General features: G+C 61.7%; 15 protein-coding genes. 8 read left to right on the top strand and 7 right to left on the bottom strand.

What is annotated here, in order from left to right; all coding sequences use genetic code 11:
• Positions 1-90 precede the first annotated feature (90 nt).
• Both alr and dnaB read right to left on the bottom strand, forming a co-directional pair.
• Positions 91-1,164 (bottom strand): alanine racemase, encoded by a 1,074-nt coding sequence (alr, locus tag C2U47_RS04850; RefSeq protein WP_010673259.1) that lies wholly within the window; start codon positions 1,162-1,164, stop codon positions 91-93.
• A 134-nt stretch (positions 1,165-1,298) separates the two neighbouring features.
• Entirely contained in the window at positions 1,299-2,693 is a 1,395-nt protein-coding gene (gene dnaB, locus C2U47_RS04855) for a replicative DNA helicase (protein WP_010673258.1), read from the bottom strand.
• A 420-nt stretch (positions 2,694-3,113) separates the two neighbouring features.
• Here dnaB and C2U47_RS04860 point away from each other — a divergent pair, with 420 nt between their 5' ends.
• Positions 3,114-3,968, top strand: coding sequence for a Tim44 domain-containing protein (locus C2U47_RS04860; protein WP_010673257.1), 855 nt, complete (start codon positions 3,114-3,116; stop codon positions 3,966-3,968).
• Between the two features lie 193 nt (positions 3,969-4,161).
• Here the strand turns inward: C2U47_RS04860 and ushA are convergent, their stop codons facing one another.
• Positions 4,162-5,832 (bottom strand): bifunctional UDP-sugar hydrolase/5'-nucleotidase UshA, encoded by a 1,671-nt coding sequence (ushA, locus tag C2U47_RS04865; protein WP_010673256.1) that lies wholly within the window; start codon positions 5,830-5,832, stop codon positions 4,162-4,164.
• A gap of 248 nt (positions 5,833-6,080) precedes the next feature.
• On the opposite strand from ushA, the gene C2U47_RS04870 reads away from it, so the two are divergent.
• The 3 genes from C2U47_RS04870 to C2U47_RS04880 all read left to right on the top strand — a co-directional run bounded on the left by C2U47_RS04870 (position 6,081) and on the right by C2U47_RS04880 (position 7,834).
• Complete coding sequence (locus tag C2U47_RS04870) at positions 6,081-6,419, top strand: DUF2956 domain-containing protein (RefSeq protein ID WP_010673255.1); 339 nt, start codon at positions 6,081-6,083, stop codon at positions 6,417-6,419.
• Positions 6,420-6,534: 115 nt separating this feature from the next.
• Positions 6,535-6,870 carry a hypothetical protein gene (locus C2U47_RS04875; protein ID WP_010673254.1) on the top strand — a complete coding sequence of 112 codons (336 nt, stop codon included), beginning with the start codon at positions 6,535-6,537 and terminating at the stop codon, positions 6,868-6,870.
• A 97-nt stretch (positions 6,871-6,967) separates the two neighbouring features.
• Entirely contained in the window at positions 6,968-7,834 is an 867-nt protein-coding gene (locus C2U47_RS04880; protein WP_010673253.1) for a tetratricopeptide repeat protein, read from the top strand.
• 69 nt (positions 7,835-7,903) lie between these two features.
• Here C2U47_RS04880 and C2U47_RS04885 read toward each other — a convergent pair whose 3' ends face one another.
• Together C2U47_RS04885 and fkpA are read right to left on the bottom strand one after the other, a co-directional pair.
• On the bottom strand, positions 7,904-9,307 hold the full coding sequence (locus C2U47_RS04885; protein WP_029313876.1) for a sigma-54-dependent transcriptional regulator: 1,404 nt from the start codon (positions 9,305-9,307) through the stop codon (positions 7,904-7,906).
• A gap of 148 nt (positions 9,308-9,455) precedes the next feature.
• Positions 9,456-10,265, bottom strand: coding sequence for an FKBP-type peptidyl-prolyl cis-trans isomerase (gene fkpA / locus C2U47_RS04890; RefSeq protein WP_029313875.1), 810 nt, complete (start codon positions 10,263-10,265; stop codon positions 9,456-9,458).
• Between the two features lie 119 nt (positions 10,266-10,384).
• On the opposite strand from fkpA, the gene C2U47_RS04895 reads away from it, so the two are divergent.
• Together C2U47_RS04895 and C2U47_RS04900 are read left to right on the top strand one after the other, a co-directional pair.
• Positions 10,385-11,353 carry a WD40 repeat domain-containing protein gene (locus tag C2U47_RS04895; protein WP_010673250.1) on the top strand — a complete coding sequence of 323 codons (969 nt, stop codon included), beginning with the start codon at positions 10,385-10,387 and terminating at the stop codon, positions 11,351-11,353.
• 14 nt (positions 11,354-11,367) lie between these two features.
• A complete protein-coding gene (locus C2U47_RS04900) occupies positions 11,368-11,583 on the top strand; it encodes a SlyX family protein (protein ID WP_010673249.1) in 216 nt (71 codons plus the stop codon).
• 64 nt (positions 11,584-11,647) lie between these two features.
• Here the strand turns inward: C2U47_RS04900 and C2U47_RS04905 are convergent, their stop codons facing one another.
• Together C2U47_RS04905 and C2U47_RS04910 are read right to left on the bottom strand one after the other, a co-directional pair.
• The gene (locus tag C2U47_RS04905) at positions 11,648-12,286 is read right to left on the bottom strand and encodes an FKBP-type peptidyl-prolyl cis-trans isomerase (protein WP_010673248.1); all 639 of its coding nucleotides are present in this window, start codon (positions 12,284-12,286) and stop codon (positions 11,648-11,650) included.
• A gap of 146 nt (positions 12,287-12,432) precedes the next feature.
• A complete protein-coding gene (locus C2U47_RS04910) occupies positions 12,433-12,639 on the bottom strand; it encodes a YheV family putative zinc ribbon protein (protein ID WP_010673247.1) in 207 nt (68 codons plus the stop codon).
• A gap of 39 nt (positions 12,640-12,678) precedes the next feature.
• On the opposite strand from C2U47_RS04910, the gene C2U47_RS04915 reads away from it, so the two are divergent.
• Entirely contained in the window at positions 12,679-13,365 is a 687-nt protein-coding gene (locus C2U47_RS04915; protein ID WP_049636174.1) for a hypothetical protein, read from the top strand.
• A 138-nt stretch (positions 13,366-13,503) separates the two neighbouring features.
• On the top strand, positions 13,504-14,403 hold the full coding sequence (locus tag C2U47_RS04920) for a chemotaxis protein (RefSeq protein ID WP_045523724.1): 900 nt from the start codon (positions 13,504-13,506) through the stop codon (positions 14,401-14,403).
• The last annotated feature ends 5 nt before the right edge of the window (positions 14,404-14,408 follow it).

A 14,408-nucleotide genomic window follows, 5' to 3' on the forward strand; every position in this document is an offset into this window, starting at 1 on the left:
CCCATGAAAAAGGCCGCCCTTGTCGGGGCGGCCTTTTTGTTCTCCCTTCTCCCCTCGCGGGAGAAGGATGGGGGATGAGGGGCGACTCGCCTACACATACTCCATAAAGACGCGGGAGGTGAGCTTGGTGATGAGCTCATAGGGAATGGTGCCGATCTGGTCGGCCACCCGCTCCACCGGCAGCCCTTCCCCCCAGAGCACCGCCTCGTCACCTGCCTTGTCGGTGGCGCCGGGGCCGAGATCCACCGTGGTCATGTCCATGGAGACGCGCCCCACCAGAGGCACGATGCGGCCATTGACCAGCACTGGCGTGCCGTTGGGGGCCATGCGCGGATAACCGTCGCCATAGCCGATGGCAATCACCCCGAGCCGGGTATCGCGATCCGACACCCAGTTGGCGCCATAGCCTACCGGCTCGCCCGCCTTGTGATCGCGCACCGCGATGAGCTGGGTCTTGAGGGTCATCACTGGCTGCAGGTCATAATCCGCCGCCACCGTATTGGGGAAAGGGGAGACGCCGTAGAGGATGACGCCGGGGCGCACCCAGTCGCAGTGGGAATCCGGCCACGCCAGGATGCCTGCCGAGTTGGCCATGGCGCGCTCGCCCGACAGCGGCGCAGTCAGCTGGCAGAACAGGTCGATCTGCTCGCGGGTGGTGGGTTGCTCCAGCTCATCGGAGCGGCTGAAGTGGGTCATGACGTTGAACGGCTGCACCACGTTCTTGCACTTGCCGAGGCGCTCGATAAAGGCGGGCATCTCCTCGGCCCGTACCCCGAGGCGGTGCATGCCGGTGTCGAGCTTGAGCCAGGCCACCACGGGGGCAGGCAGCTCGGCCTGCTCCAGCGCTTCGAGCTGCTCCCAGGTGTGCACCGCGGTCTGCAGGTTGTTGGCCGCCAGCACCGGCTGGTCGGCGGCGCTGAAGAAGCCCTCCAGCAGCACGATGGGCTTGACCACGGCGCAGGAGCGCAGCATCAGCGCCTCTTCGATGCGGGCCACTGCGTAGGCGTCCGCATCCACCAGGGTGCGGGCGACCGGCAGCAGGCCGTGGCCATAGGCGTTGGCCTTGACCACGGCAATGATCTTGCATTGGGGGGCGTGGCGTTTGACCACAGCGAGGTTGTGGCGCAGGGCCGCTGTATTGATTTGGGCGATAGCCGCTTTCATCTGTTTTCCCTTACGAGGGCATGATAATCAGGCACCGGGTGGTGTCAGCCCTCAAATCTCATCGTCTAAGGCCGGACCGGCAGAATTGTCGAACCGGGAAAACTGTGTCTGGATACCGGGAGCAGGCTCCCGACTTAGTAGTCATCATCAAACGCCGGGCCCGCGTAGTTGTCAAAGCGCGAGAACTGACCCTGGAAGGTGAGCCGCACTCGTCCTATGGGGCCGTTACGCTGCTTGCCGATGATGATCTCGGCGATCCCCTTGTCGGGACTGTCGTCGTGATAGACCTCGTCGCGGTAGATGAACATGATCAAGTCCGCATCCTGCTCGATGGAGCCGGATTCCCGCAGATCCGAGTTGACCGGGCGCTTGTCGGCACGCTGTTCCAGGCTTCGGTTGAGCTGGGAGAGCGCCACCACGGGGCACTGCAACTCTTTCGCCAGCGCCTTGAGGGAGCGGGAGATTTCACCGATCTCCAGGGTACGGTTGTCGGAGAGACTGGGCACCCGCATCAGCTGCAGGTAGTCCACCATGATCATGCTGATGCCGCCGTTGTCCCGCGCCACCCGACGGGCGCGCGAGCGCACTTCGGTCGGGGTCAGGCCGGAGGAGTCGTCGATGTACATCTTGCCCTTTTCCAGCAGCAGCCCCATGGTGGAAGAGAGCCGCGCCCAATCCTCGTCGTCGAGCTGGCCGGTCCGCACCTTGGTCTGGTCGATGCGCCCCACGGAGGCGAGCATACGCATGATGATCTGCTCGGAGGGCATCTCGAGGGAGAAGATCAGCACCGGCTTGTCGGCGGTGAGGGCCGCGTGCTCGCACAGGTTCATGGCAAAGGTGGTCTTGCCCATGGAGGGACGGGCGGCGACGATGACCAGATCCGAGCGCTGCAGGCCGGCTGTCATCTTGTCCAGATCGTTGTAGCCGGACGACACGCCGGTCACCCCGTTGTGGGGGGTCTTGAACAGCTCTTCAATCTTGTCGACGGTCTGCTCGAGGATGAGCTTCAGGGGCTGGGGGCCCTCGTTGGCGCTGGTGCGCTGCTCGGCGATCTGGAACACCTTGCTCTCGGCCAAGTCCAGCAGATCGTTGGAGGTGCGCCCCTGGGGCTCGTAGCCCGCTTCGACTATCTCGTTGGCGACCGAGATCATCTCCCGCACCACCGCCCGCTCACGCACGATCTCGGCGTAGGCACTGATGTTGGCGGCACTCGGGGTGTTCTTGGCGATCTCCACCAGATAGGCGAAGCCACCGGCCTCTTCCAGTTGCTCGGAGCGCTCGAGCTCCTCCTGCAGAGTGATGAGGTCGATGGGGTTGCCCGCATTGGAGAGGCGGGTCATGGCCTGGAAGATCAGGCGGTGCGGGCGGCTGTAGAAATCCTTGTCGATCACCCGTTCGGCGACCCGATCCCAGGCCTCGTTGTCCAGCATCAGGCCGCCCAGTACGGACTGTTCGGCCTCAAAAGAGTGGGGAGGTACTTTCAGCTGTTGTGTCTTGGCGTCTTTTTTCGCCGTCACTTGCTCTGCCATACACATAAAAACCGCAGCGGGAAGGGGACGGGAATTTTACAAAAGAAACCCCGCCATCGCGAGTGCTAATACGTCCCGTCATCGCATCCGGCGACAAGACGGGACCCTGGCCTCGTCAGCGCCATCCACTTCTGCGCCGCAGACCTGCCTCACAGTACGAGAAAGGGCCAGACCAGGGTCTGAGCGTTCGTTCTTGCTCTTTGTTTGTTGCGCAACCTGCGCACCGAGCGACTCGGCCGTCTGTGTCTCATGGGTGCCCCCCTGTCGGACGACTCAATCTGTTCATGAATAATTCATGCCATCCGTGATAATCATACCCGCAAGCTGCAACACAAAAAGGGACTGGCAGCCTGCCATGCGCCTCGCTGAGCTTGCACAAGCAGAGCATGCCCCCACCTACATGAGAGTGAAAGAGTCAAAATGAAAAAGATGCTGACCCTGTTTGCCCTGATCCTGGCCATTGGCCTTGGGGCACCCATCGCCGAGGCCAAGAAACTTGGTGGCGGCAAATCCTTTGGCAAGAGCTACAAGACGGCCCCGGCCCAACCTGCGGCCAAGCCGGTCGACACCAAGAACCCGACCGTGGGCGCCCAGGCACCCAAGAAAGGCGGCATGATGGGCGGCCTGCTGGGTGGTCTGCTGGCCGGCGGTCTGTTTGCCTACCTGCTGGGCAGCGGTGCCTTCGAAGGTCTGCAAGGGATGGACTTCCTGCTGATCGCCCTGCTGGCACTGGGCGGTGTCTTCCTGTTCCGAGCCCTGCGCAGGAACAAGGCGGCAGCGGCCCAGCCACAGACGGCCTATGCGGGCTATCAACCGCCCCAGAGCGCGGCCCCCCAGCAGTTCGAGCAGAGCCACAGCGCCCCGCAGGCCACCGGTTTTGCCGACAGCGACGTGCCCTTCCGTCTGCCCCCGGGCTTTGACATGAACGGCTTCCTGGCCGGCGCCCGCGATCACTACCGCACCCTGCAAGAGGCCTGGAACAAGAACGACCTGGAGAAGATCCGCGAGTACGTGAGCCCCGAGCTGTTCGAGCACCTCAAGGCAGAACGCGCCGAGCTCTCCGGTGAGCAGCACACCGAGGTGATGTACGTGGACACCCAGCTGGTCCGTGCCGACTACGGCAGCGACTGGGCCCAGGTGAGCGTGCGCTTCAGCGGCCGCTACATGGACCGTCAGGAGCAGGTCGAGGAGGACATCAAGGAGGTGTGGCACCTCGAGCGTGATCTCGCCAAGGACAATGCCCCCTGGCATATCGTCGGCATCGAGCAGCTCTAAGGCTCAACCGACCCATTTCATCAAGGCGACCTCAGGGTCGCCTTTTTATTGCCATCAGATCGTGTCATGCCCTATTTCGGGGCAGCTTCCCGTGGCCGGATATATTTCCCGAGAGACACTGCTGATGACATTGAAAATAAAAAGAGAGGCAGCCATGACTGCCTCTCTTTTTTATTGGCTCGGGGTGCAGGGATTATTTGCAACCCTCTACCGAGGTGGAGTTGATATAGCTGACCTCGCCGGCCGGCTGATAATCGGCGACCTGAATGGTCTTCTTCACCGCGATATAATCCTTCAGCACACCGGCATCCACCAGACCGGCATTGATGGTGTCGATCTTCGGATAACCGTCACCACCGGCCGCGCTGAAGCTCGGGATGGAGAAGCTGTAGGTTGCTGCCGGATCGAAGGCCTTCCCGCCGATGGTGGCGATGTCCACGCTCTTGGCCTGGCAATCCACCGTCATCTTGATGCCGCCGAACTGGGCATAGCCACCGGTATTGGCGGTCTTGGTCGCGACCTGACCCAGGTAGGTCAGCAGCTCGTTGCCGCTCATGGTCGCCTTGTTGACGGTGTTGCCGAACGGATGCACGGTCAACACGTCACGGTAGCTGATGTCCCCTGCCGCGATGGAGGCACGCACCCCACCGGAGTTGACGATGCCAAAGTCGGTGCTCAGCTTCTCGGCGGTCGCGGTGGTGATGAGACGACCCAGGTTGGTCTGCTTGTTGCGGACGTTGGCGCGCTCACCGTCCAGTACGCCATCGGTGGCACCGATGACCACACCCAGCTCCTGCTGTCCCTTCTCCTGATAGGTGAGCAGGGTGTTGTAGAGCTCGGGATCCTTGACGATCTCTTCCTGAATGAAATCACCGTCCGCATTCTTCAGGTTGACCGGGATCAGATCGTACTGGGTCAGGGTCAGCTTGCCATTCTGATAGTCAAACTGGGCACGACCCACATACTTGCCCCACTCGTGAGCCTGCATGATCCAGGTGCCGTTCTGCTGATCCGGCTGACAGTCGTCGCCCGGCTTGAAGTCGGCGTACTTGTCCGGGGTGCCCGGCTCCATGCAGACCGGGTTCTGGGAGTGACCACCGATGATGGCGTCCAGAGTACCTGCCGGCAGCGCACGGGCCATCTCCACGTCACCCGGTGCGTTGCTGCCGTGCTGACCATTCTCGTAATGGCCCATGTGGGTGATGGCAAGAACCAGGTTCGCCTCTTTGTTGTCGCGGATTTGCTTGCCGAGATTGGCGGCTTCAGTGGTCGGATCGCGGAACTCGAGGGTCTGGACGTTGTTGGGATCCACCAGCTGGGCGGTGTCCTCTGTGGTCAGACCCAGCACGGCGACCTTGAGGCCGCTCTCCAGCTTGAACACCTTGTAGGGATCGAAGTAGCGCTTGCCGCTCGTCTTGTCATAGATGTTGGCGGAGATCATCGGGAACTGGGCCCACTGACGCTGTTTCTCGAGGATGGTCAGGGGGTTGTCGAACTCGTGGTTGCCCACCGCCATGGCATCGTAACGGATGCTGTTCATGGCCATGAAGTCCGGCTCTGCATCCTGCAGATCCGACTCCGGCACCCCGGTGTTGACGTCACCGCCGGAGAGCACCAGCACTTCGCTGCCCGCCGCTTTCGCCTCGGCACGCAGCCGCTCGACCAGGGTCTTCTGGGCCGCCATGCCATATTCGCCCTTGTCGTTGTGCCAGAAACGACCGTGGGTATCATTGGTATGCAAAATGGTCAGCTTGCAGACATTTTCGGTGCAGGGGGCGACGCTGTCGTTGCTTGAGGTATTGCAGCCGCTCAATGCGGCAAGCACTGCCAGTGCGATACTTCCTTTGACAAATTTATAATTCATTTCCATATCACCTTGTTATTTTGTTATTGGACGACCCTATCCAGGATCGGGCGGTAATATAACAAACAACATGTGACGGTTTTTCATCGGCGACTCACAAATTCCGCCAAATGTGATCATCCACGCAACCTGTTTCCCCTATTTGGAACAGAGGCACCCCACTCGCAGAGCAATTTCCCCCATGATGGCAGCCCGCCGGTAACGGTTATGGCATACTGCCCGCCAATCAATGCCAAGGAGTGCCTGGAATGGCCAAGTACGACAAAATTTCCCCCGAAACCCAGCAGGAGGCGATGAAGATCGCCCGTGCCAACCAGAAGCCGGGGCAGACCAAGGAGCAAACCCAGCTCATCGCCCAGGGGATCCAGAAGGGCATAGACGAATACAAGAAACAGATGAAGGCGAAGGCCCGCGAGGCCAGCCGCCAGAAGAAACTGCAAGCCAAAGCCAGGCACTCTTCCCAAGAGACGCCGGAAGAGGAGAGCGAAGCCGAGGTCATCGAGCTCACCCGCCAGCACCCGCTGCCCTGGATCCTGCTGGTGCTGAGCTGGCTGGTATTTGCCGTGCTCTGGTTCTGGTTCCGCTGATCCTGCCCAGGCAAACCTTTGCCCTGCGATCCGCTTCACAGCCCGGGCGCGGGGGACTGGTCATTCCCCACCCGGACTGCCTACACTCTGCCCCCCTTGTCAGGAGACACTCATCATGAACCCGGCCCCGCTCTATCTGCTGGCTCCCCTCGCCCTCTTCCTCGTGACCCTGGTGCTCTATCGCATCTCGCCACTGCGGGCGGTTGCCGCCGGCCATGCCCGCTGGTTTATCCTGCCCGCCTTCACCCTCTTTATCCTGCTCATCGTCATCAATGGCGCTGCGGATCCCGCCCTGAGAAGCCCTGCTTTCCACTGGCTGATGCCGGGGTTCGGCTTTGCCCTGAGCCTGTTCCCTGCCCTGCCCAAGGCACTGGTACCGCGCCTGGCTATCAAGGAGGGAGCCTTTGCTGCCCTGGGTCTGATGCTGATGAGCCTTGCCATGGTCTACTGATCGGCAAGCGCTGGCGTCACGATGGCGCCAGTCCCCTTCTTGTACAAAGAATGGCCTTCAGGCATCTTGGTGGGCGGATAACCGGCATGGAGGCCAGATGAACAATCCGCCCGATTTCATGGCACTGTGGGATTATCAGGATCCCGTTGCCAGCGCCCAGCGTTTTCAAGCACTGCTGCCCGAGGCGCGTGCCGCCAACCTGCAATGGGAGCTGGAGCTCCTCACCCAGATAGCCCGCACCCATTCGCTGCAACGCCAGTTTGCACAGGCGCACCAGCTGCTCGACGAGATAGAACCCCGCCTCACCGAGGCGACTCCACGGGCCCGCCTGCGCGCCTTGCTGGAGCGTGGCCGCACCTTCAACTCCGCCGGTGACAAGGCCAGCGCCAGAGCCCTGTTTGAACAGGCCTGGCAACTGGGAGAGCAGTACGAAGAGCACTATCTGGCCATCGATGCGGCCCACATGGTGGCCATCGCCGCCCCCTTGGAGGAGCAGAGCCACTGGCACCAGCTGGCGATGACCCTGGCCGAGCGCAGTCACGACAAGCGGACGCGAGGCTGGCTCGCCAGCCTCTATAACAATCAGGGCTGGACCCTGTTCGAGCTGGGTCGCCTCGACGAGGCCATCGCCTGTCAGCAAAAGTGCCTGGCTTGGCACGAGCAGCACAACAACCAGGGCAAAGCCTTTATCGCCCGCTGGAGTCTGGCGCGCCTGAGCCGGGCCCAGGAGCGCCATGAACAGGCCATGGCCGAACTGGCACAGTTGCGCGACGACATGGCCGCCGTCGGCACCCCCGAGGATGGCTATGTGTTCGAGGAGCTGGGGGAGAATGCACTCGTGCTCAATGATCCCGCGGCGACCGAGTACTTTGCCCGCGCCTGGTTTCTGCTGTCACAGGATGGCTGGTTCACCGCCAACGAGGCAGAACGGCTGGCCAGGCTCAAGCAGCTCGCCAAACTCTGATAAGCGTGCGGGGCGACCAATTGGCCGCCCCGCACATCAGCATGTCTGCCCGGGAGCAGAGGTGACGGCTCAGGCCGGACTCGCCTCTTCCCAGCTCTGCTTCTTGCGATAAATCGTGGAAGGGCTTATTTCCAGCAGGGCCGCCGCCTTGGGGATGTTGCCATCACAACTGGCGATGGCCTGTTCGATGGCCTCCTTTTCCACCTGCCAGAGCGGACGAACCTGCCTGCGAACGACCACGGGTTCTGACTGGGGATCCGCGATCCCGACCGCAGGCTCCGGGGCCAGGGTACGCCCCCCGTTGAGGGGAGGTGGCAGGATATCCGGGCTCACCAGCTCGCCATCGTTGAGCACCACTATGTTGCGCACCACGTTTTGCAGCTCGCGCACGTTGCCGGGCCAGGGGTAGTCGAGCAGCACCTGCACTGCGTCCGCATCAAAGTCCCTGAATCGCTTGTTCTCCTCACCGGCATAACGCAGCAGCAACTCCCGGGCCAGCAGCAGGATGTCCTCTCCCCGCTCCCTCAGGGGGGGCAGCGCCAGCGGGATCACGTGCAGGCGGTAGTAAAGGTCTTCACGAAACCGTCCGGCCTTGACCTCCACCAGGGGATCCCGGTTGGTGGCGCAGACAAAGCGCACATCCACCGTCTCCAGCTTGCCGCTGCCGACCCGCTGCAGGGTGCCGGTCTGGATGAAACGCAGCAGCTTGCTCTGCAGGTCGAGATCCATCTCGCAGATCTCGTCGAGGAAGAGGGTGCCGCCGTTCGCCAGACTGGCCGCCCCCTTGCGATCCCCCTGGGCACCGGTAAACGACCCCTTCACGTGGCCGAAGATCTCGCTCTCCATCAGGTCATGGGGAATGGCGGCGCAGTTGAGGGCGATGAAAGGCTGATCCCGACGCGGGCTGCACTGGTGAATGGCCTCGGCGCACACCTCCTTGCCGGTGCCGCTCTCGCCGGTGATGAAGACGGTGGCCTTGCTCGGCGCCGCGCTCTCGATGATGCGATAGACCGCCTGCATCGCCATGGAGGCGCCGATGAAACCGGCAAAGGAGCTGCGCTCGAAGTTTTCCCGATACTGGGCCACCAGCGAGCTGAGCTGCTGGTGCTTCAGGGCATTGCGCGCCGTGGCGCACAGGCGCTTGCCATCGAACGGCTTGGTGAGAAAATCGAAGGCCCCGAACCGCATCGCCTCCACCGCCACATCCACCGAGCCGTGAGCGGTGATCACCACCACGGAGCAGGGCAGTTGCCGCTCCGTGATCTGCTGCAAGATGTCCATGCCGGACATGTCGGGCAACTCCAGGTCGAGCAGCACCACGGGGGGCGGGCTTGCCAGCAATTGTGCCAAAGCCTGCTGGCCACAGTCTGCCAGCTGCACCTCGTAGCCATCCTGGGCCAGATACTGCTCATAGACGACCGCCAGACTGCGGGTATCTTCCACCAACAGGACACGGGGTTTGCTTTCAGCCACGAGATCCATCCTTGCGCTTGATTTTGTTGTCTATTCTGGGGGCTAGCCGCCACACACTCAAGACGGCCTCATCGCTTTATCCGGGGGATTGCGACAATACACAAGCAAAAACGGCTCCCTGGGGAGCCGTTTTTATGGTGCTTTGAGCTTATTTCTTGGCGTTGTCGCCATCGGCAGCCGGTTTTTCGATGGCCAGCAGCTCTACGTCAAATACCAGCACGGCGTTGGCCGGGATGGAACCTGCACCGTGCTCGCCATAGGCCAGCTTGGACGGCAGGAAGAACTTGAACTTGGAGCCGACCGGCATCAGTTGCACCCCTTCGGTCCAGCCCGGGATCACCTGGTTGAGCGGGAAGGTAGCCGGCTCGCCGCGATCGACGGAGCTGTCAAACTTGGTGCCATCGGTCAGGGTACCGGTGTAGTGTACCTTGACGATGTCGGTGGCCTTCGGCTTGGCGCCGTCACCCATCTTCTCGACCTGATATTGCAGGCCGGACTCAGTGCTCTTCACGCCCTCTTTCTTGGCGTTGGCAGCCAAGAACTCTTCACCCTTCTTCAGGTTTTCCACGGCATCCTTGTCGGCCTTCGCCTTGGTCAGCTCGTTGATCTTGGCGTCGTATTCCTGCAGAACCTTCTGGATCTCCTCGTCGGTCATCTTGGCTTCTTTGCCCAGACCGTCGGTGACACCCTTCAGGATCACGGTGTTGTCCAGCTTGATGCCGAGCTCCTGCTGGCGCTCCAGGGTATTGGCGATATAACGACCCATGGAGAGGCCGATCGCATAGCCGGATTGCTCTTCAAAGCTCTTGGCCTCAGCCTTGGGGGCCTCTGCCGGCTTGCTGGCTTCTGCCTTGACCTCTGCGGTGTTGGTCGCAGCAGGTTTCTCATCTTTTTGGCAAGCAGTCAGACCGACGGCAACCGCCGCAGCCAACAGGGACACCTTCAGAAAATTGTTCATCAGTTTCTCCAAAACTCTAAATACCGCTCTCGGTTCCTTCGTGAAATGAGAGGTTTATCGTGATAAGCGCCTTATACTAACGCCGTGATCGCAGGTAACGAAAGCATGAGACAGGAAAAATGATCAAAAGTGCCATTTATCTCATCGGTATTTGCCTGATGCTGACGGGGTGCGAACAACGCTCACTTCCCAGCCAGCAGATCCGCCTCGCCAACCAGGGTCTGCTGAGCGCGGATCTCGCCAGTTCCGGCAAGCTCGCGCTCGTCTCCAGCCTGAGTCAGGGCACTGTGGTGTGGGATCTGGAACAGGGCAAGGAGCGCTGGCGCTGGCGCCAGAGCGACGACCAGGAAGAGTTCGTCACCCTGACCCGCTTCTCCCCCGATGACAGCCATGCCATCACCGCCACCCAACACACCTTCGCCATCTGGCGCTTGCAGGATGGCCGCTCCCAGGGCTACTACTCTCTGCCAGAATCCCGCCTGCGCGATGCGGCGATCTCGGCGGATGGCCGCCAGGTGCTCATCGGCCGTGAAGACGGCAAGGCGGAAGTGGTCGACACCCAGACCGGACGCCGGCTGCAATTCCTCGGCCACACCGAACAGGTCAACACGGTGGATCTCTCCCCCAATGGTCGCTATGCCCTCACCGGCGGCAACGATTACAGCGCCTATCTGTGGGACACCCGCACGGGCCAGGTTGTGTGGCGCTTCAACCACGCCGGGCGAGTCGTGATGGCGAGACTGGATCCGTCCGGACGTTTCGCCTTCACCGCAGACAGTCGCCAGGCCAGCATCTGGGATCTCAAAAGCGGCAAGGAGCACAGCAGGTTGCAATATGATCACCGCTTCGAGGTCTACACCAGCGCCCGCTTCGCCAACGGCGGCAACTGGCTCATCACCGGCGCCCCCTCCCGCCAGCTCACTCTGTGGCAGGTGAGTGACGGCCAGCCGTTGCAGAGCTGGCGCGTCTCGCCCCATCCCAAGGTGAAACCGCCGAGCGCTGTGGTCTATGGCGTGGCTTTGCGCGACAATGACCACCTCGTCAGTGCCAGCTCCAGTGGCCTGGCTGAAATCTGGACTATCAAGTAAGGACCAAAAGGCCCATGAGTCAGCAACTAAACGAACGCCTCGAAACCCTGGAAAGCCGCCTCGCTTTTGCCGAATACACGGTGGAGCAGCTCAACGACGAGGTCACCACCCAGGGTCGCGAGCTGGACCGGCTCAAACACCAGATCCATCTACTGGTGGATAAATTGCAGAGCGTACAGCCGAGCCAGATCGCCAGCATGGCCGAAGAGACGCCGCCACCGCACTACTGATGCGTGCCAGCCATAAAAAAACCCGCGCCATGCGCGGGTTTTTTTATCATCGGCCAGGCCGTGATCAGTGCTGATGGCCCTTGCCACCACAACCGCCACCACCGCAGCAACCACCGTGACCGTGATCGTCGCCGTGATCGTGTGCATGGTTGTGACCATGGCCGCCACAGCAGCCACCGTGGTCATGATCGTGATCATGGCCGTGATCATGGTCATGACCATGATCGTGACCGCAGCCACCAGCGCCGTGCACATGGCCATGGGCCAGCTCTTCGGCGGTCGCGGCACGCACGTCCTTGATCTCGACCTTGAAGCCCAGGGTCACGCCAGCCAGGGGATGATTGCCGTCCACCTTGATGAACTCCTCGGACACCTCGATGACGGTCACCGGGCGGTGGCCGTCGTCGGTCTCGGCCACAAAAGTATCCCCTTCAGACACTTCCATACCGTCGAACAGCTCGCCGGGCACTTCCTGCACCAGATTCTCGTCGTACTCGCCATAGGCCTGGTTCGGCGTCAGGGTGACGTCGAACGCCTCGCCCACGCTGCGACCTTCCAGCTCGGCTTCGAGGCCGGAGACCAGGTAACGGGTACCGTGCAGATACACCAGCGGCTCTTTACCTACAGTGGTGTCGATGACTTCACCGTGTTCGTCGGTGACCGTGTATTCCAGCGTAACCACGCTCAGGGGAGCTACTTTCATGTCAGGGATCCTGCGGATAGAAAAAAACGGGCTCAGAATACCTCAAAAAGGCAGACAAGCATATGGTCGGCCCGGCTTCAGTGTGATGAAAAAGTCATCAACAGCGACCAGCCTGACCGGCGTACCATCACCTTGAGGCATGCCACTCACTCGGGACGAAACACCCCTATCACCTGCTCCGCCTCGCGCGTCGCCTTGTCCACCTGCTCCTGGGTCTGCACCTGGGTATCCCCGCACTCGACACAGGTCACCTTCTCGACTCCATGCTCCATATACAGCATCATGGTGTCCATCTTGCCGCACGCCGGGCAAACTGCCCCGGCAATGAAGCGTTTTTTACGTCTGGTTTCCATTTTTGTTACCTCCAGGCAGCATCATATCAGGGTTTTTACATGCATCACGCCATCGAATATCAGCATTTTTCCACTTCCACCCTTCAGGTCGGCCCCCGCAAGCGCTCCCCCATGGGCCAATTGCTGCGCGTCACCCAGGGGGTGGCGCTGCTGAAATTGGGTGCCCATGAGCTGCTGCTGACACCTGGCAGCCACTTCTGGCTCTGTGCCGATGCCCTCGCCGCCTTCACCCCTCTGGCTGGCTGCCAGCATGATCTGCTGGCCTGCTCCGTGCGGGTGCCCCAGCCCGCCCAGGCTGGCTGGTTGCAGGCAAGCCCGTTGATGGACGCACTGCTGGACAGCCTGGCGGCCTGGTCACGCCCACGCGACTGGCAAGGCCCCTATGGGCAGCGGCTGCAAGTGGTGGGAGATGAGTTGCACGGCTGCACCATCTCGTCACTGGGGGATCAGGCACTGCAAGATGCCTGGCAAGCCCTGGCCAGAGCGCAGCCGGATAGCGTGGCTGCCTGGCAGACCCTGCTGGGCACTCGCGGTCTCGAGGGCCCGGACGCCCGGGTACTGCAGGATCAGTGGCAACTGTTGCAGGGGATTCGCCTGCTGCGAAGCGGCAGCACACCGTCACAGGTGGTGAGCAGGCTGGGTTATCGGGATGAAAGCGCGCTGGCCGAGGCTCATCTGCAATGGCTCGGGGCGCCCCTCTCCCCTCAGCCGACCGCGACCCGATAAGAGAGGCATAAAAGGATGGCAAAAGAAATCCAGTTTTGCGGCTCACCGCCGCTAACAACAAAGGAGTCATTCATGTCACCATCCTTTATGCTGAACACCCGATTGACCGTCACCGACTAGATCAACAGGACATCCGCCATGACGAGCAAGGCCAACCAATCCCAGGGCATGTTGCTGTTCCACCTCTCTGCCAGACAATCCTTCGCCATCGGTACCCTCAAGGTGAAGGAGATCGTGCCCTACACCCAGCTCACCGCCCTGCCACAATCCCATCCCACCGTGCTCGGGGCCGCCAGCATGCGCGGCACCACCATCCCGGTGATCGACATGGCAATGGCCGTGGGCTACCGCCCCATCAGCCGGGAGGAGATGCCCCACTGCTTCATCATCATCACCGATTGCCGCCGCACCCTGGTGGGCTTTCTGGTGCGGGGCATCGACAAGATCACCGAGTGCAACTGGCGTGACATCGAGCCGCCCCCTCCCTCCTTGGGACAGAACGTCTTCGTCACCGGCGTGACCCGGGTGGGAGATCAGTTGATCCAGTTGCTGGATGTGGAGCTCATCCTGTCGCGGGTCTATCCGGACGATCCCAGCCATCTCTACCCCGTGCTGACCGACGTGCAGCGCGAGCGGCTCAAGCCGATGCGGATCCTGCTGGTGGACGACTCCTCCGTCGCCCGTCGCCAGCTCATGGCGGCGCTCGATTACATCAACATCCCCTACGAGGTCTGCACCAACGGACGCGACGCCCTCACCCTGATGCAGACCCGGGTCTCCCAGGGCACGCGGATCGACATCCTGGTGAGCGATATCGAGATGCCGGGGCTGGATGGTTACGAGCTGGCCTTCGAGGTGCAGAGCGATGCCAAGCTGGCGGGAGCCTACATCATCCTGCACACCTCCCTCTCCAGCGAGATCAGCGTGGAGCGGGCCCATCAGGTCGGCGCCCACGAGGCGCTCACCAAGTTTGAAGCCAACGAACTGATCCAGGCCATGCTGCGCGGCGCCGAGCACCACGATCGTCTGCTGGCCTGATGTCG

It is taken from the genome of Aeromonas sp. ASNIH7 (assembly GCF_002903485.1).
Taxonomy (GTDB): domain Bacteria; phylum Pseudomonadota; class Gammaproteobacteria; order Enterobacterales; family Aeromonadaceae; genus Aeromonas; species Aeromonas caviae.

Bases quoted from the DNA above. Each gene is read 5' to 3' on its own strand.
- C2U47_RS04900 (WP_010673249.1), top strand. From the start codon at position 11,368: ATGAGTCAGCAACTAAACGAACGCCTCGAAACCCTGGAAAGCCGCCTC.
- C2U47_RS04860 (WP_010673257.1), top strand. From the start codon at position 3,114: ATGAAAAAGATGCTGACCCTGTTTGCCCTGATCCTGGCCATTGGCCTT.
- ushA (WP_010673256.1), bottom strand. From the start codon at position 5,832: ATGAATTATAAATTTGTCAAAGGAAGTATCGCACTGGCAGTGCTTGCC.
- dnaB (WP_010673258.1), bottom strand. From the start codon at position 2,693: ATGGCAGAGCAAGTGACGGCGAAAAAAGACGCCAAGACACAACAGCTG.
- C2U47_RS04875 (WP_010673254.1), top strand. From the start codon at position 6,535: ATGAACCCGGCCCCGCTCTATCTGCTGGCTCCCCTCGCCCTCTTCCTC.
- alr (WP_010673259.1), bottom strand. From the start codon at position 1,164: ATGAAAGCGGCTATCGCCCAAATCAATACAGCGGCCCTGCGCCACAAC.
- C2U47_RS04905 (WP_010673248.1), bottom strand. From the start codon at position 12,286: ATGAAAGTAGCTCCCCTGAGCGTGGTTACGCTGGAATACACGGTCACC.
- C2U47_RS04915 (WP_049636174.1), top strand. From the start codon at position 12,679: ATGCATCACGCCATCGAATATCAGCATTTTTCCACTTCCACCCTTCAG.
- C2U47_RS04870 (WP_010673255.1), top strand. From the start codon at position 6,081: ATGGCCAAGTACGACAAAATTTCCCCCGAAACCCAGCAGGAGGCGATG.
- C2U47_RS04895 (WP_010673250.1), top strand. From the start codon at position 10,385: ATGATCAAAAGTGCCATTTATCTCATCGGTATTTGCCTGATGCTGACG.
- C2U47_RS04910 (WP_010673247.1), bottom strand. From the start codon at position 12,639: ATGGAAACCAGACGTAAAAAACGCTTCATTGCCGGGGCAGTTTGCCCG.
- C2U47_RS04920 (WP_045523724.1), top strand. From the start codon at position 13,504: ATGACGAGCAAGGCCAACCAATCCCAGGGCATGTTGCTGTTCCACCTC.
- C2U47_RS04880 (WP_010673253.1), top strand. From the start codon at position 6,968: ATGAACAATCCGCCCGATTTCATGGCACTGTGGGATTATCAGGATCCC.
- fkpA (WP_029313875.1), bottom strand. From the start codon at position 10,265: ATGAACAATTTTCTGAAGGTGTCCCTGTTGGCTGCGGCGGTTGCCGTC.